Annotated in this window: 13 protein-coding genes; 10 read left to right on the top strand and 3 right to left on the bottom strand. The window is 41.8% G+C overall.

The features are described from left to right. Nucleotides 1–6: 6 nt before the first annotated feature. The gene (locus tag QE357_RS23815; protein WP_309713465.1) at nucleotides 7–660 is read right to left on the bottom strand and encodes a class I SAM-dependent methyltransferase; all 654 of its coding nucleotides are present in this window, start codon (nucleotides 658–660) and stop codon (nucleotides 7–9) included. Between the two features lie 207 nt (nucleotides 661–867). On the opposite strand from QE357_RS23815, the gene QE357_RS23810 reads away from it, so the two are divergent. The 9 genes from QE357_RS23810 to QE357_RS23770 all read left to right on the top strand — a co-directional run bounded on the left by QE357_RS23810 (nucleotide 868) and on the right by QE357_RS23770 (nucleotide 12,316). Further along, nucleotides 868–1,770 carry a hypothetical protein gene (locus tag QE357_RS23810; protein WP_309713462.1) on the top strand — a complete coding sequence of 301 codons (903 nt, stop codon included), beginning with the start codon at nucleotides 868–870 and terminating at the stop codon, nucleotides 1,768–1,770. A gap of 40 nt (nucleotides 1,771–1,810) precedes the next feature. Next, on the top strand, nucleotides 1,811–2,557 hold the full coding sequence (locus QE357_RS23805) for a hypothetical protein (RefSeq protein WP_309713459.1): 747 nt from the start codon (nucleotides 1,811–1,813) through the stop codon (nucleotides 2,555–2,557). A gap of 7 nt (nucleotides 2,558–2,564) precedes the next feature. Continuing rightward, nucleotides 2,565–4,505, top strand: coding sequence for a caspase family protein (locus QE357_RS23800; RefSeq protein WP_309713456.1), 1,941 nt, complete (start codon nucleotides 2,565–2,567; stop codon nucleotides 4,503–4,505). A gap of 119 nt (nucleotides 4,506–4,624) precedes the next feature. Further along, on the top strand, nucleotides 4,625–5,200 hold the full coding sequence (locus QE357_RS23795; protein ID WP_309713453.1) for an N-acyl amino acid synthase FeeM domain-containing protein: 576 nt from the start codon (nucleotides 4,625–4,627) through the stop codon (nucleotides 5,198–5,200). Nucleotides 5,201–5,288: 88 nt separating this feature from the next. Then, nucleotides 5,289–5,939 carry an isoprenylcysteine carboxylmethyltransferase family protein gene (locus tag QE357_RS23790; protein ID WP_309713450.1) on the top strand — a complete coding sequence of 217 codons (651 nt, stop codon included), beginning with the start codon at nucleotides 5,289–5,291 and terminating at the stop codon, nucleotides 5,937–5,939. A gap of 1,160 nt (nucleotides 5,940–7,099) precedes the next feature. Continuing rightward, complete coding sequence (locus QE357_RS23785) at nucleotides 7,100–8,182, top strand: OmpA family protein (protein WP_309713447.1); 1,083 nt, start codon at nucleotides 7,100–7,102, stop codon at nucleotides 8,180–8,182. A 515-nt stretch (nucleotides 8,183–8,697) separates the two neighbouring features. Continuing rightward, on the top strand, nucleotides 8,698–9,810 hold the full coding sequence (locus QE357_RS23780) for a caspase family protein (protein WP_309713444.1): 1,113 nt from the start codon (nucleotides 8,698–8,700) through the stop codon (nucleotides 9,808–9,810). A 29-nt stretch (nucleotides 9,811–9,839) separates the two neighbouring features. Then, on the top strand, nucleotides 9,840–10,511 hold the full coding sequence (locus QE357_RS23775; RefSeq protein ID WP_106636120.1) for a response regulator transcription factor: 672 nt from the start codon (nucleotides 9,840–9,842) through the stop codon (nucleotides 10,509–10,511). Between the two features lie 242 nt (nucleotides 10,512–10,753). Further along, nucleotides 10,754–12,316: a 7TM diverse intracellular signaling domain-containing protein gene (locus tag QE357_RS23770; RefSeq protein WP_309713440.1), complete on the top strand. Its 1,563-nt coding sequence runs from the start codon at nucleotides 10,754–10,756 to the stop codon at nucleotides 12,314–12,316. A 34-nt stretch (nucleotides 12,317–12,350) separates the two neighbouring features. On the opposite strand, the gene QE357_RS23765 is transcribed toward QE357_RS23770, so the two are convergent. Both QE357_RS23765 and QE357_RS23760 read right to left on the bottom strand, forming a co-directional pair. Then, nucleotides 12,351–13,412: a formylglycine-generating enzyme family protein gene (locus QE357_RS23765; RefSeq protein ID WP_309713437.1), complete on the bottom strand. Its 1,062-nt coding sequence runs from the start codon at nucleotides 13,410–13,412 to the stop codon at nucleotides 12,351–12,353. A 56-nt stretch (nucleotides 13,413–13,468) separates the two neighbouring features. Further along, complete coding sequence (locus QE357_RS23760; RefSeq protein WP_309713434.1) at nucleotides 13,469–15,013, bottom strand: sulfatase; 1,545 nt, start codon at nucleotides 15,011–15,013, stop codon at nucleotides 13,469–13,471. Nucleotides 15,014–15,494: 481 nt separating this feature from the next. On the opposite strand from QE357_RS23760, the gene QE357_RS23755 reads away from it, so the two are divergent. Next, the gene (locus QE357_RS23755; RefSeq protein ID WP_309713431.1) at nucleotides 15,495–16,565 is read left to right on the top strand and encodes a histidinol-phosphate transaminase; all 1,071 of its coding nucleotides are present in this window, start codon (nucleotides 15,495–15,497) and stop codon (nucleotides 16,563–16,565) included. Nucleotides 16,566–16,574: the final 9 nt, after the last annotated feature.

Here is a 16,574-nt window from a genome sequence, read left to right as displayed (position 1 = left end):
GGAGATTTACTTTTGAGCGGTAATGAGTACAAAGGTACGCACAACCGGGTGTCCGGCATTACTCAAAATTTCTTCCGTTTGCTGATTCGTAGTTACGATCTGAAAACCAGCTTCTTGTAAAAGCTCTACTGCCGTTTCTTCTTCATAAAGCTCAAAGCCGTGTTGGGTAAAAGGTAAATGTTCCATGAATTCTTTCACTGCAAAAGCCAGGAGTAGCTTACCACCAGGTTTTAGACACCGAGCCATTTCCTGAGCATAAGCCAGGGGTTCTTTCCAGAAATAAAGGGTATTCACGGTATAAAGAGCATCAAAGCTCGCGTCAGCAAAGGGTAATTTTTCTCCATCAATTAACTGAAAATGAGCCTGATTTGAACGAACGAGTCGCCGGGCTTCGCTTACCATGGTTTCCGAAATGTCCACGCCCTGATAGGTAACATGGGGGTATTTTTCGAGTAAATAATTGACGTGCCTCCCATTACCCGGTCCAATTTCCAATACGTTCTGACCCGGAAGTAACTCCAGCGAATCGATGGTAAGGGAGGTCATGAAGGCGTTGTTAATGTTCATATGTTCACCCGTTTTAATTCCTTCTTCGCCGTCGGGGCAGCTCAGTTGGCGGGCTAATTCTTTCATATGTTCTACTTGTTGTTGATGGCTCATGGCAATATTGTTTTCAAATTTGCGGCAATTTCTGATGTAATTTTAAAAAGCCCGAGCCAGTGTAAATAGCTTCCTAAATTCTACAAACTGTTTGTCCACTTTTAGGAAGTTAATCCGATGATTTATTTAAAAAGAATGATGTAATGAATAGTGGTACTTAAATTTTTTTAAGTAAAATAGTATCGGAATGAATTAATGGTTAGCTCTATGTACTTAAAACCCAGCGACGGTCTTTCAAAGGAACTGCGAATGTATCGAGGTCTTTTTCTGGGAAGGGCTTTTCAATCAATCCCTATTTCTGAAGAAAAAGCAACGGTATTTGCCGACTGGCTTAGTAATAATCGACTGGAACAGAATCGTTTGTCGGAGTTATCGATTGATTATGCATTAATCTGGACTCGGGCTGATGAGGCTTTAGTACAGGCTACTATTACCGTCGAAGAAAGAATGGAATGGTTGCAAAAACTCGAACAACGATTTCAGGAGAAGACGATTTTATTAGCGAAAGAAAAAACGCAGGAAGCACTTTTACGTTTTCCAAATGATACTCAATTACAGCAATTAGTAGCTATACTTAAACTGAATGATTATACTCAATTAAGAAAGGAATTAGGACTAATTCGAAGGCAGTATAATGCTGCTATTGAAGAGTTTATAAAACTGGTCTATTATAAATTTTATCGCCATGTTTCGAATAATAGCCCGGTTGATATTCGGGATGATACAGACACGTTACTCACTAAAGTCCTGCATAAATTCATGGATGCCATTGAGCAGGGAAGTTATCAGGGGCCAGAGAAAGCTACGATATTAGTTTATATTCATCCGATGATGGTGCATGGTTGGATTGATATACTCCGTACCCGAAAACCAACCGGTGATTTCCCGGAATTGACGGAAGAGTCGGTGGATGATACAAAAGCATTTGTAGAAGATGCTTTAAAACAGCTGGGCCAGCCCTGTCAGAGTATCATCATTGAAAGGGATATTCATGGGTGTTCCTGGGAGGAAGTGGCCGAACGAATCTCCATTTCTAAAGGGCATGCCAAAAACTCCTACCGGGGCTGTCAGGAACAACTGCGAAGCATTTTGGTTCAACGAGGCTGGTAATAGATAAACGGACTAATGACATCACTAATTTTAGCGTATAATGGCATTTGATTTTGACCAGAGAGATATTGAGGCTTATGTGAAAGACCAGATGCTAAAGTCTGAACGTGAGGACTTTGAGCAGAGGCTACAACAGGAGCCAGAGCTACGTAAACGATTAGACACCTATCAGCGTCTTCATCGGGGACTGGAAGAATTGAGTTTGGAATACCAGGTTCAGCAAATAAGCCTGACCGTTGAAAAGGAGGGTAATCACGAGGATGCAACGCCCGTGCGATCCTCGAAATCCATGAAGCGTTATGCGTGGCTTGTGGCTTCACTGGTAGTACTTCTGGGAATAGGTTACGTTATGCTGATGCAGGTTCGTGCGTATCGGCAGGATCAGGTGTTTGAAGCTTATTACCAACCCGAAGCCGAAAGCCGTGGGGATGACCAAGGTGTTTTCTGTAGTGATTTACCTGCGTCCATTCGTCAGTCGTATTACAACGGCTTATTCGAACAAACGCTACGTTTGACCCAATCGAGATTAAAGCTGAGTTGTGCCTTATACTATCACGGTCTGGCTAATTTGGCCCTGAAAAATGAAGAAGCTGCTATTTCAGATTTCAAAAAGGTGTTAAGCAAAGAACCCGTAGGAATGCTCAAAGAAAGAACGGAATGGTATCTGACGTTAGCGTATTTATTAAATCATCAGCGGGAAAATGCTCTTGATTTATTAAAGCGAATGGCTGGTAATAAGCAACATTCTTACCAGTCATCTGCCCGGAAAATGCTGGAATCTTTATAGGAAAGCTATGGGAAAAAGCTTGATTCTTCCCCACTTCTGGGTGTGTGGATGGCTCTTTCTGGGTTCAGTATCCTGGAGTTTGGCGAAAAATCCATCCAAAAAAGCCCTACTTATTACTATTGCTCATTACGCGGACAAGAATTGGGCTGCCTTAAATGCAGATCGCGATCGGCTGGTACTGACGGAGACCTTGCAACGTCAGGAATTTGGCAGTATCCTGACCTGTACCAATGCTCAGGCTACTCGAAAAGGCATTACTCAATCCCTGCAACAGCTTTATAATCAGGCCCAGCCGGGGGACAAGTTAGTGATTCATTATTCTGGGCACGGCTGTCAGTTAAAGGACGATACGGGTGACGAAGCCGATGGCAAAGACGAATGCTTGGTGCCTTACGACGCTCCTAAGCGTTTTGATGCCTCTTACTCGGGGACGCTTCACCTGAGGGATGATGAATTAGGCAACTGGCTGGATCGTTTGCGGGAAAAGGTAGGTTCGTCCGGGCAAGTGGTGCTGTTTCTGGATTCCTGCCATTCGGGAACGGCCTCTCGCGGAGAGTCGCAAGTGAGGGGGGAAAGTGGGATGATCAGCGATTTTCTTTCCACCGAAAATGGCTCGGGTTTGTTTGAAAGCCGCTCGGGGCGAGGCTTAGGTAAGCTTGTATTTATCAGCGGAGCGAAATCAACGCAGCCTAATTACGAAACCAAAGATGACGAAGGCAAGAAAATAGGGTCGCTAAGCTATGCCATTAGTAAAGCTTTCGAACAGTTGGAAAAAGGAACGGTTTATCGTGTTTTTTTCGAAGTAATTTCAACCATCATGGCCCAAAAGGCCCCGGGCCAAACGCCTCAGTTAGAGGGAGATTCTGAAGAATTGGTTCTGGGTGGGATGGGGGTTATTCGTCCGACATTTTATTCTGTAACCGGATTTGTTGACCAGGTTCGTACCCAAGTGACGGTAGCGGCAGGAACACTTTCGGGCTTGTTCAAGGGAGCGAAGGTTCGGTTACGTTCGGTTGATAACCCTCGAGGCGACGACGATCTGGAAGGAGAAGTAATAGAGAGTAGTACTTTTCAGTCCAAGGTCCGTTTAAAGCAGCCACTTCCTACTTCTTCAATGGATTTCTACAAAGTTTATGAATACTCAAAAGCTTTGGATAACTGGCAGCTTTTCCTCAAAACGGAGTTGTCAGAGAATCGGCAACATGCTCTTTATCAGAGACTTGAGCATAATAAGGCCTTGGTGTGGGTTAGCGATTCTGCGGAGGTTCTGGTAAAAGAACAAAGGGATAATCTTTTCATCATTCACCAGCAGGATGCAGAGGTTTGGCAAAAGTTGCCGTTGAACGACCAATGGGTTTATAAAACGGAAGAGGCCCTGCAAAATTACATTCAGGCGAAATTGTTGCGGGAGTTAACCCTCCAGTCTTCGAATTCTTTTCAGGCAAAACTCGAACTCGTACCCGTTCGTCTGGAAAAAGACGAAAAGGGCAACTACAAAGTTGTAGAAAAACGAACAGCTTCGGGTGGTTACCCTATTTTTTCCACGCAGGATCAGGGTTGGCTAAGCATCACCAATACGGGCAAGACGGCTTTTTACTTCAACCTGATCGATATTGAGCCTCAGGGTAAAACATCGGTTCTTCTACCGGGAAAAGGATGGGGCAAGGAAGGGCTTTACCTTAAGCCGCAACAAACACTTCATTACCCAATTGAAACGATTTCCCCGCCTTATGGTATCGAAATGTACAAGCTATTGATGGCCTCCCAGCCCTTTGACTTACGAACGGCTGTACTTAATCGGGGCAATATCCCAGAACAAGAATCGGACCATCCTTATCAGAGGCTTTTTCGGTCGAATTTTCGTGGAAGTAAACCCGATGAAATGTCCTTAGATCAGTTAGGAACAGCATCCTTTGTTTTTGAAATCATTCCGGCCAGGAAAAAATAATACAGCTATAATTCTGATTTATAGATAATTATAAAATATTTTTTAGAAAAGGAAATTTTCACCTGACGTTTCAGTGCAGTCGTCCCGATTCAGTAGTGAATTAGAAAAACACTACAATCATGAGAGCCAGACTCGCACGAAACAAAAAGGAAATCTCAGAAGCTTACGCACTGGTGGAGCGGCGTTACTGGGAGACCCACCAGATTGAAGCCAGTAAATTGCATACGAGTCAACGCTACCGTACGAAAGTGCTGGTGGTATATGACCAGAATAACAAGCTTCTCGGTACGGCATCTCTTATGTTTCCTACGAATGGAATTTTTCCGGGAGAAGATCTTTTTCAGGTAGACTTTCACAAATCTTCATTACCGCTCGACTGGAACCGCACCGTAGAGTATGGACGCTTGGCAATTGAGCCTCAGGCCCCTCCTGAAGTACTTCTTTTGATACAAAAAGCTTTTTTGTATTACGGAAAACGCTGGAATTTATCGGGATTCGTTGCCATTGTCCGAACGGCTTTAGGACGGACCCTGCGGAAGTCATTCCAGTTCGAAACCATTCCTACTTGCCTTAATGACAGAAAAGAAGGCAGTTTTCTTGAAAATCTTCCCTACCTCGGCACTTACCCAAAGAATGAAAATCTCTACTTCATTGCAGTGACTTTCCAAATGATGGCTGAAGGCCTCAGCCGATAAGTTTCCCTACTTCTCCATTTTACTTTTTTAATCCTGGTAGCCAACACTACGCGGGCTGAAAAAACTCGGCCCTAAATCTCTACGCTCAATGAAAAATTACTTTAAAGTAGCCTTCACTTTATTGCTCTTTTATGGCCTGCCTGTTTTGATTTATTTCCTACGTAATCACGACTTAAGCTTAACTACTTGGCAACTAATACCAGTAGTCGTCGGATGTGCAATGCTGTTGATAACCCAGCCAACTATCACCAAAGCAGATTTTGAAAACACGAAGGATCGAGGTTCAATGATTATTCTTTTAGTAACCAGCTGGCTAGGGCAATGGGTTTTGATGATAGACTGGATTTTTATAAGAAATATGCCTGATTTTCAGGAAAATAATTATGCATTCTATCTGGGACTGATGGGTATGATTACGGGCTTGACCTTTCGATACATAGCCATTCGAGAACTTAAAGAAAACTTTACGAATACCGTTGGAAAGATCACCCCGACGTTAATAAAAACGGGGCCTTATAGCTATTTAAGACACCCTAGTTACACGGGAGCATGGCTATTTCTGGTAGCAACGGGCGTGACTTTACAAGGCTTTTGGAGTACAATGATTATTCTGATCCTTATTACGGGATCATACGTCTATCGTGTTTCAATTGAAGAGAAGTTTTTAATTAGCGTTTTTGGAGAAAAATACACTGACTATCAAAAATATACCTGGAAATTGTTTCCATTCATTTGGTAAATATCTTTCATTACACAGGTATGGTTAGACGATATAATATTGGATTTTCGAATGAATATTCTGTACAAGGAATAGTGATTATATCGCTTGTTCCATCTGGGACAATCTCTTTACTAAGGAGTCTTAAGGACGTTGATAAATGATTATAAATGTAATGATCTGTCGAAGGTATGAGATGAATAAGGGGTATTTGTTGTCATATTTTTATTTTGTATATGATTAATTTAGAAATAGTATCTCTAATAGGCTCATGCTATTCATAAAATGAGCGATCTGCGAAATACCCCCTATTTTTAGGGGTTGGTTTAATAATCTTCAAAGGTCAATTTTGCTTCGCTTAGGGTACTGCTTATCGCCATAGGCGGTAACCAGGCAAAGGACAGGATTTGAAATTAAAGACCAAAGATTCGCAATACTTTCCAACTCACGATATGTTGTAACAGACTGAAGCATAGTACTATTGAAGACGTGATTCTGATAGGTGAAGCTAATGCTTAGCTATTGAGATCTGGATAAGATTATTATGCTTTTTTCTGTTATGATAGATGTTTAACTCTCTTTGAAACTGGTTGATGGGTAATCTCTAACGCAAGTGGATTACTGAAATTCCATTACTCACCATTTTATAAAGGTCACCGCCGAAAGGCCTTAATAAAGCAGCCAAATGATCCTACTGTTTGTTGCCCATCAAGTTGTAAAAACTGTATTTATTCCGTTTGCTCTCCTAGACTTCAACCTTAGTATTTATTGATGCCCATCATTAATGATATTCCTAACTGTAATTGTGCTGCTATATTAGGTTATGGAGTATACATTGATGATGGGAATTGTAAAATTCCACCTATACCTAAAGATTATCTGCTCATTTAACACCCGAATCCTGACTGCCCCGGCCTTTGGCTGGGGCCAGTCTAATCATTTGAAATGCTTGCGTATAATATAATGAGTCAGTTAATACTTTCGGTTTAAGGGGTTACTTTTTCAAATTACCACTAACAGAAGGCAAAGTGGTTTTTATAAACAGAATCTCTTTAAAGACCTATGTGCAAATCTAAAAAATGACTAATCCGCCAATTACCTTTCAAATATGGTATTCAATGAAAAGGTGTTTGATGATCTGTTGAGCAAAACAGATAATGTTAGCATTACTCTGTTCGAATATGAAAAAAATACCTGCTTTCTTCGCATTAATGATTTATTTTTTAACAGGCCCGAAGGGCTTTACTCAGGATACTTCTGATAAAGAATTATTGGGGATCATAAAGGCTATGGAAAAGGATCGTGAAGAAACGGTTAAGAATAAAGCCATACATTTAAAAAATATCGAATTTGAATACGGAGCGAATCAATTAACCGCTTCTGCCCAAGTATATCTAACAGCTGTATCATACTATTTTAAACAGATTCCTAAAGCGAAGTTGGTTCTGGAGGGGCATACGGATAATACGGGGGAGCCTCAAAAGAATAAGGCTCTTTCTACTAGTCGAGCAGTAATGGTAAGACACTTTTTAATTACCAAAGGAATAATGCCATTGCAATTAAGCACGAGAGGATTTGGGTCTACAGTTCCCCTTGCATCCAACCATACGCAAAAAGGCCGCCGTAAGAACCGCCGGGTTGAACTGCAATTGATTGGGAATAGTGACGATGTACCTATACTTTTTAGGGGAAACGGAGAAGAAATAAAACAGACAGAAATGGATGCTGATGAAATGGTAGGTTATAAAGTAGAATTAGAACAACCCATTGTCAAAGCAAAAAAAGGATATGGTACTAATGCCGACCCCTGGGTTAAACATAAAAAGTATGAATGCCAGGAAACGGCAAAACTAAAGACACAAACAGGTTTTGATTTTCAGGAAAAAAAAACAGATCAGTTATCGAAGCTCATGCGAATAGATATATATGCAGATCTTGGGCTTATTTCTGTAATCAATACAAAAAGATTAATTATTTACATTAACTACAGGGATAAGCCTATCACTCAGGAGCAACTAATACATCATTTTAAACAGAACTATTGTACATGTAGTGAACAAGTGGAGCTCGAACGTAAGTCTGAAATATTACTGACTAACCTATTTAACCCCAATAGAAAGGAAAGATATAACATTATAATATACCAAGGGAGAAATTTTACGAATTTGAACAAAAGCCTGCAACAGGTGGTGAATAGATCTTGGTTAAGAGATCATTTGCAAGAGATTGGTTTTGAAAATAGTATTTATATTTTATGTAAATAATCAATAGTAACAGTAATATAATATTAGTTTATTTTTAAAAAGGTGCCTTAATAAGCAAAAAGTTTGTTTTAAAATTAAGATTAGATTTATTTTGAATATATGATTTATAAAATTAGTAGAATATAAATAATACAATACTATCAATATATAGGCGTGTTTGGTAACTATCATTAAGAATGAATTTATCTTGCTAATAAACTTGAATTATTTAAGCCCTTAGGCTACCGTTGCCTATTCCTTACATTAACGAGGAGCATCAGAAGAGAATTAAGAGTATGAGGTTTGAACATTGCAAAACGGAATTTATTAGACGATATTTATTGTTTTTTATTGCAGTCGGTCTACTTACAAAGGCGAATGCTCAGGTGGGTTATTTAAGGTGGAATGACCTATTTGAAATCAGTCTAGCCAAAGGTGTAAACAGAGAAGGAATAATTGCAGACCTGGGTTTTGTATACGAAAAGGCATTTATCAATTCTGAAACGCATAAACTTTGCATTGAATTTAAAAGAACCATGCAGGGGAATGAGGGAGAATGGAATGAAAGCATTACGTACTGTGAGGGAAGTCCGCGTTTAACTTTTGTGATCGAAAACCCGACTCAGGTTTTTAAAATGAGAAGAGATTTAGTACAACAATTTGGCTTTGTAGATTCCGGTAGCCATAGCCAACGTAGGGATAAAACCTTTAGAACAACGTTAGTAAAAGGCCATAGTCGCGTTGAAACGATTGGTAAATATTTGAATGGAAAAACGATTTATTTCATCGTTCTAACTATTGTTTCAGAAGATGTTAATGCAGATGTGAAACCCTATCCCCTGGCACCGAGAGGTACAGAAATAGGAGACGCTCCCGTAGGAACCATTTCTAAAACTATTGAAGGAAACTATTATGCTTTACTGATTGGAATTAATGACTATCAGGTTAGTAAAGGGCTGAATCCTTTGAGTTATCCTATTGCTGACGCGACCATGCTTAAGGAAGTATTGCTGAGTAACTATACGTTTGAACCGGAAAATGTTCAGTTACTAACCAATCCTAACCGGGCTAGTTTGCTGCATGCTTTTGAACAGTTGCGAAGAAAAGTAACGGAAAAAGATAATGTTCTGATTTATTACGCAGGGCATGGCCATTGGGACGAGGAAAGTAAGGCGGGTTACTGGTTACCTGTGGATGCCGAGCGGGAGTCCGATGCCGAATGGGTGAGCAACAACGATATTGTAACGAAGCTCAGGGTAATTAAATGCCGACACCTATTAGTGGTTGTAGATGCGTGCTTCAGCGGCACTCTTTTTCAGACCAACCGATCGACAAAAACGGCGGGTGAGATTTCGAACGCAAAAGTGGCTGAGCGGTATCAAACCACCCGCAGTCGTCACGCTTTAACCAGTGGAGCTAAAGAAGAAGTACCCGATCAAAGCATTTTTGCCCAGCTTCTGGTCGAAAACCTTCGGCAATCCCCTCTCCCTTATTTACAGGGAAGTTACCTGTATTTTCAGATATTACAGGCACTGGAGTCCAATCCTGGGTTTTCAGGAATTAAGCAACAGCCTCAGTACGGTATTATTTACAACGTTGGTGATGACGGAAGGGGTGGAGATTTTATATTTATTCGTCAAAAAAAGTAGTAGTATTTCAACCTCATTTGTGAACATCTATGAACAATTATCCCATTATTCAATTATTAATCGTGGAAGATCAGCATATATTAGCTGAATCTTTTCAAAGGTTATTCTCTGAGCAGAGCCAATTTAACGTAGTAGGTATTTGTACAAATAAAGTAGAAGCGTTACGAGCCTTATCCTTACTCAAAGTAGATATTGTTTTACTGGATTTGAGTATTCCAGAACATGGCAAGTTAACACCGAATGTAGATCGCGGCTTTCAGATTCTGGAATATCTTCAGGAGCATATGCCACACGTTAAAAGTATTGTTCTATCCAGTTATAACGACTATAGTCTCATCAAAAAGTCCATTCAACTTGGAGCGATGGGCTATTTGCTCAAAAATACCTCATTGACAGAGTTATTAAAAGCTATCCAGCAAGTGCATTCCGGCACCAAGTATTTGCAAAATCAGGTTGAAGAGATACTTCACAGAAAAGATCTCAGAAATGAAACTAAGATTACTGAAACGGTACAGTTAACCCGGCGTGAAAAGGAAGTACTAACATTCATTGCTCAAGGGTTAACCGATATGGACATTGCCGATGAAATAGGACTTAAAAAATTTACTGTCAGTGAATTTAGATCACATTTATTAAGAAAATTTAGTGCAAAAAATGCGGCAGAATTGGTGAATAAAGCACACCGACAGGGTATATTATGAAAAAACAATACTTATTGCTTCTTTTCTTTATATGTAAATTGATAGCTGTTTCTTATGCACAGGATACCTTACTTGTCTCTAATAAATTTACCAACGCTGACTTAATACCAGTCACGTTTTTTTCTGAAGATTCTTTAGGAGGATCATGGAAAAAAATACCGGGTGAAAACATGGGTAGCCGTAAAGAACCAGTTTATTTTCAAAGTTTTCTGAAAAATACAGGTTCACATCCCATTACTTTAATGTTCGTTACGAAAGGGATTGACTTTCTTGAAGGCTATATTCAGGGAAGTCGCCTTCAACTCCTTCCTCAAATAGGCACCGTACAACCCCTCTGCAAGCGGCTTTACCCAACGAATTTTCTTATTTATACCTTCACCCTAGAGCCCGGTAAAACGAATCGTTTGTTTCTAAGAGTTAAAGAAAATAACTATAAGCTTTCCTTGAGTCCATTTTATTTATTTGAAAAAACGGCAGGGCAGGAGTTTATTTCCAAACAAACCTTATATCAGCACTTGTATGTAGGGGGAATGATGTTAATGTTATGTTTTGGAGTTGCCCTGATGCTGTTGTTTCGAAGTAGACTTTATTTCTTATACAGTGCCTGCGTAAGTACATCTTTAATGGTCATGCTTATGCAGAATGAATATTATTATTACTGGACCTCAGTAATTCCTGAAATGGTCTACAATAAAGATGTTTTCGGGGTTTTAGTAGTTTCTATTGCCATTTGTTATTTCTTCTTTACGAAAGAATTTCTAAAAATAAATAAACCCTCCGACCAGTTTTGGTTGAAAATAGGCTATGTGCTGATCTCTATTCTTCTGATTCTATTGATTACAAACTACTTCGCAGATCTACGGTTATTTGAATTAAGGGCCGTGTTTTATCCCTTTTTAGATGGACTGTTTTTAGTTACCTTACTATTTGCGGTTAAATCCTTCAGGAGAAAATATAAACCTGCGTGGCTTTTTGCTTTTGCCACAGTTCCTGTAATTGTGATTGGTTTTATAGAATCACTTTCAAACTGGCATCAGATTGCTTCCAGTCAGTTATTCAATGCTTATTACGTGGGAACCCTATGGGAAATGTTCTTACTAACGCTTGGCATTGCGTATCGTTTTTACCTGGATCAGCTGCAATTATTGCGAGTGAAGGAGACCCAGTATCGCGTTGAAATGCAGACTCGTCACGAAGAACGGGAACGCATGGCCCGCGATCTTCACGATAAAATGGGGGCGTTACTTTCTGCCATTCGACTAAATGTTGGGCTATTGAAAAAAACGTCTTCGGAGGGTATGAAAGACGTGTTTCATCAAACAGATCAAATGCTTTTACTGGCCTCGGAGGAATGCAGAAATATTGCTCACAATATTTACCCAGCGGCTCTGCTGCAATTAGGCCTATTGGAAATGATTACCGAAATGTATGGTCAGATCGAATCGCCCAAATTTACCATTCATTCCGAAGGCTTCGAAAAAGACCGTCTCGAAACGGTAATGGAAGTGACCTTGTACAGCATCATTCAGGAAACGATTAATAACATTTTCAAACACGCAGAGGCCAAGGAAGTTACGATACAGCTTACCTGGTATAAAAAGCAGATTAACCTGATTATTGAAGATGATGGCAGAGGATTTGAGCCGTCACTGGTAAAAAAGCGGGGGATGGGGCTTCAAAGCATGAAAAGAAGGGTTGCTATTATGAATGGCAAAATGGAAATAGATTCCAAACCCGGCCGGGGAACAATCATACTGGTAAAAATTAATTATTCTGCCGGTCGGACTTCACGATTTCTTAGCTAATGAAAAAGCCTTTATTGGCGGTAAGGCTTTTCGCTTATAAACTTTTCACGCAGCGAAATCCCAGGTTATTACTGCCGCTGCTTACTTCGCCTTTTCCGCGACTGCCGGACTTGTAGCGAATGCAATACTGATCGCTGCATAAGAACGAACCGCCACGTTGCACCCGTTTTACCGCTCCTGGCTCCTGTGGATCGTAACTATCCTGAGGGCCTTTAGGGTTATCTTTGCTACTTTGTGCGTAGTAATCAGGACGGTAAAAATCCGAGCACCATTCCCAGACATTGCCTTCCATGTCATACAATCCATACGCATTGGCCGGATAGGTTTTCACAGGAGCTAATTCGGCAAAGCCATCTTCCTGAGCGTTATGGTCCGGGAAGTGGCCCTGATGGATATTGGCTACCCATCGCCCTTTCGGCTTGAGATCATTACCCCAGTAATAAATGGTGGCTTGTGCCTTTCCGCCCCGAGCGGCAAACTCCCATTCGGCTTCGGTAGGGAGCCGCTTACCGGCCCATTGGGCATACGCGGCGGCATCTTCGTAGGACACGTGGATAACGGGATCGTTCGGCTTATAAGTGCTATGGGGACCTTTAGGATGTTTCCAGTTCGCTCCCGGCACGTAGCTCCACCAGCGAAGCGGATTCTCCAGCGAAACCGGCTGCGTAGGAGGGGTAAAGACCGCCGAACCCGGAACGAGGTCAGCCGCCGGAACACCTGGAAAATCTGCGGGATTTAGGGGACGCTCGGCAACCGTTACGTAATGCGTTGCTTTTACAAAGGCCGCAAATTCCGCATTGGTTACCTCGTGTTCGTCCATCCAGAAGGCATCTACGTGAACGGCGTGTAAGGGTTGGGTATCTTCGAATTCGTTGGACCCCATGGTGAAATCACCGCCGGGAATGCGAACCATTCCCTGGGTGGAACCGGGCTTTACTTTCGTACGGCTGAAATCCGTTTTAAAGTAAGCGGCTCGGCTGGGAATGGCTTCCCGCGTTTCACAAACCGGAATGGTAGCTTGGTTGGTTGCGGGTTGTTTTCGTTCCTGGCAGGAGTTTAACAGAATCAGACCCAGTAACCATGAAATTCGAAACATGCACGAATGAGTTTAGAGAAGGCAGTAACTAAAAGGCACCGCTACATTCCTCAAAATTAATTAACTAATTTATTCAGCAAGCGTAGAGCTTCCTGATCATCGTAGTCAATCATCAGTTGCTTTAGCTGACTTTTCAGTTCAGTCGTGATTTTTTCAGTGCCCTTCTCACCGTACAAATTTTTTAGCTGGTGAGGATCTTTCTGCAAATCATAGAGTTCCCAGCGGTCAATCTCGCCGTAAAAATGTACCAACGTATAACGATCCGTACGAACGCCGAAGTGCGGATAGACGTGGTGAGGCTCCGGGAATTCGTAATAATGGTAATAAGCCGCTTTCCGCCAGTCGGCAGGTTTTTGTTCTTTCAGAAGCGGTAAAAAAGATTTCCCCTGAATTTCCTGCGGAATTTTTGTGCCGGTAATGTCCAAAATGGTCGGAGCCCAGTCAATGTTGGAAACCAGCGGAGCCACCTTGATTCCGGGTTTAATTACGCCCGGATAGCGAATTACAAAGGGCGTTTTCAGGGATTCTTCGTAGATGAATCGCTTGTCAAACCAGCCGTGTTCGCCCATGTAAAACCCCTGATCGGAAGCATACACCACTACCGTATTTTTCGACAGTCCCGACTGATCGAGGTAATCGAGCAATTGACCAATGTTACGGTCCAGCGACTTGGCCGTAGCGAGGTAATCTTTCAGGTAACGCTGGTATTTCCACTCGGTCAGGGCTTTGCCGCTTAACTTTTTCTCATCAAATTCTTTACTGACTTTGCCTTCGTAATAATCCCGGAACGCTTTCTTCTGCTCGGGGGTAAAGCGTTTATACTCCCCATAGAGCCTTTGGGCTTCGTAGTCCAGATGTACCTTTAAATCTTCCTTCAATCGCATCGTTTTTTCGATGGTCATGTCCTGCTTTTCCGCCGCTTCCCGGTTTTGATAGGCATCGTAAAAATTGGCGGGTAGGGGGAAAGTAACGCCGTCGTACGCTCCTAAATCCTGAATATCGGGCAACCATTCGCGGTGGGTGGCCTTATGACCTACCACCAGAAAAAAGGGTTTAGACTGATCTCGTTTTTCTAACCAGTTCAACGAAAGTTCAGTGATTACGTTACTGACATACTTCCCTTCATGCCGAACGGTATCCCGTTTTCCGTTGATAAAATCCGGACTGTAATAATGACCCTGACCGGGTAAAACGTCGATGTAGTCGAAGCCATTGGGGAGGCTTCCCAGGTGCATTTTTCCAATCCACGCGGTTTGGTAACCGTTTTTTTGTAAGGATTCCGGGAAAACGGGCTGTTTAATATCAAACTTGCGTTCGTTGACGGTATAGCCATTTTTGTGACTGTACTTCCCTGTCAGCAAAGTAGCCCGGCTGGGGCCACAAATGGAGTTAGTCACCACATTGTTCTGAAGCAAAGCTCCTTCGCGGGCAATGCGGTCAATGTTAGGCGTTTGAGCCAGCTTGCTGCCATAAGCACTAATGGCCTGATACGCGTGGTCATCCGAGAAAATGAAGACGATGTTGGGTCGCTGCGGCGTTTGAGCCTGCCCCAGGCTGATCCCCCAAAGGGCAGTGAAGAAGTATAAAAAGGTACGCTTCATTTCGATAGAGTGAGGCTAACAATAGACTAGTTTTAAGCAGTCCAGGTACTCAATTAATGATGAAACCATACGAGCAAATTCCTGCCTGAACTACTTTCAAGAATGACAAATCGACCCAGAGAGAAAAGCAAAATGGATGTCTTTTACAGACTGCAAATCTTGTTATTATTCCACAGAAATGAAAATAATCTATAAAATCTATAGGCTATATTAGTAATTTGCAACACTGCGTTTCATCTTTACAATGTCATAAAAGCCTCTGAATACGATGGTTGGGTTGAGGATTATCATTAGAAAGCTTATTGGAATGCTTTGGGTTTCTAATAACTTATCATCGAAAATTCAGATGAATTAGTCTCAGATTTATTATAACGTATATGTGAAATCGTTATATGATGTTGTGACCATCACTAAATTTCTGATAAGCTCAGATGGTTTCCTTAAATACATTGAAAATAAAGACTAGTGAATTTTGACAGCGATGAAAAAAAGACACGTTTACGCGATTGTTTTCCTGATCTTGAGCCTGACCACGCGAATGGAAGCTCAGGTTATTCCTCTTTCGCTGAATGAGAATCCCTATGGCCCTTCTCCTGCGGTTTATCAGCGACTGGAAGCGGAAAAAAATCGATTAAGTCGGTATACGGGTGAAGAAGGGGAGTTACTACTAAAAGCCATCGCTCAACGAGAAGGGGTCTCGGCAGATCAGATTGTGATGGGTGAAATTCTGGATCAACTGGGAATTTACCTGGGATTGAAGGGCGGGGCTGGGAGCGAGTTCATTTACTCCGTTCCGGGTTACCCCGTGTTGGTTCACGCGGCGGCCCGGGTGGGTGGAAAGGTAATCTCGGTGCCACTGAATGCGAAGAAAGAAAACGATTTACCTGCCCTGAGTAAGCAGGTAAATGAACGAACCCAAGCCATCTTTCTGGTGAATCCGCATAACCCCTCGGGAACGGTGAATGACGCGAAGGCATTCCATGATTTTATTGAGAAAACCAGTAAGAAAGCCTTGGTTATAGTGGATGAAGCGTATCTGGAATTTACGGATGACTTTCAGGGCCGAACCGCCGTGGCTGATCTTAAAAAGGGTAATAATGTCATGGTTTTCAGAACCTTTGCTAAAGCCTATGGACTGGCGGGTTTATCGATCGGTTATGCCGTCATGACTAAAGAATTAGCCAGTTACCTGAAAGCTCAGGGGTTGGGTAATGTCCATGATTTAAACCGCCTGTCGGTGGTAGCGGCTCTGGCTTCGCTGGAGGACGAAGCTTATTTACCCAAAGTAACCCAACAAATCCAACAAGAACGTCAAAAGTGGAATCAATGGCTTGATGAATGGAAGGTAACTCATACGAATTCTCAGGCCAATTTTGTGTATCTGGATACGAAAAAACCATATACTGAAACGGAAGCGGCCTTCACGAAAGCTGGTATTAAAATTGGACGGGCCTTTGCTCCCTACGAGACCTGGATTCGCATTACCATTGGCTTACCCGAAGAAAATAAAAAGGCTCAGGAAGTTCTAAAGGCGATCATTGTTAATAAATAAAACCGCCGA

This window comes from Siphonobacter sp. SORGH_AS_0500 (assembly GCF_031453245.1).
Lineage (GTDB): Bacteria > Bacteroidota > Bacteroidia > Cytophagales > Spirosomataceae > Siphonobacter.
Note: the sequence above shows the minus strand (reverse complement) of the source record. Positions and strands in the feature narration are given on the sequence as shown.

Excerpts from the sequence above, each read along its gene's own strand:
- QE357_RS23815 (WP_309713465.1), bottom strand. The coding sequence starts at position 660 with ATGAGCCATCAACAACAAGTAGAACATATGAAAGAATTAGCCCGCCAA.
- QE357_RS23810 (WP_309713462.1), top strand. The coding sequence starts at position 868 with ATGTACTTAAAACCCAGCGACGGTCTTTCAAAGGAACTGCGAATGTAT.
- QE357_RS23805 (WP_309713459.1), top strand. The coding sequence starts at position 1,811 with ATGGCATTTGATTTTGACCAGAGAGATATTGAGGCTTATGTGAAAGAC.
- QE357_RS23800 (WP_309713456.1), top strand. The coding sequence starts at position 2,565 with ATGGGAAAAAGCTTGATTCTTCCCCACTTCTGGGTGTGTGGATGGCTC.
- QE357_RS23795 (WP_309713453.1), top strand. The coding sequence starts at position 4,625 with ATGAGAGCCAGACTCGCACGAAACAAAAAGGAAATCTCAGAAGCTTAC.
- QE357_RS23790 (WP_309713450.1), top strand. The coding sequence starts at position 5,289 with ATGAAAAATTACTTTAAAGTAGCCTTCACTTTATTGCTCTTTTATGGC.
- QE357_RS23785 (WP_309713447.1), top strand. The coding sequence starts at position 7,100 with ATGAAAAAAATACCTGCTTTCTTCGCATTAATGATTTATTTTTTAACA.
- QE357_RS23780 (WP_309713444.1), top strand. The coding sequence starts at position 8,698 with ATGCAGGGGAATGAGGGAGAATGGAATGAAAGCATTACGTACTGTGAG.
- QE357_RS23775 (WP_106636120.1), top strand. The coding sequence starts at position 9,840 with ATGAACAATTATCCCATTATTCAATTATTAATCGTGGAAGATCAGCAT.
- QE357_RS23770 (WP_309713440.1), top strand. The coding sequence starts at position 10,754 with ATGTTCGTTACGAAAGGGATTGACTTTCTTGAAGGCTATATTCAGGGA.
- QE357_RS23765 (WP_309713437.1), bottom strand. The coding sequence starts at position 13,412 with ATGTTTCGAATTTCATGGTTACTGGGTCTGATTCTGTTAAACTCCTGC.
- QE357_RS23760 (WP_309713434.1), bottom strand. The coding sequence starts at position 15,013 with ATGAAGCGTACCTTTTTATACTTCTTCACTGCCCTTTGGGGGATCAGC.
- QE357_RS23755 (WP_309713431.1), top strand. The coding sequence starts at position 15,495 with ATGAAAAAAAGACACGTTTACGCGATTGTTTTCCTGATCTTGAGCCTG.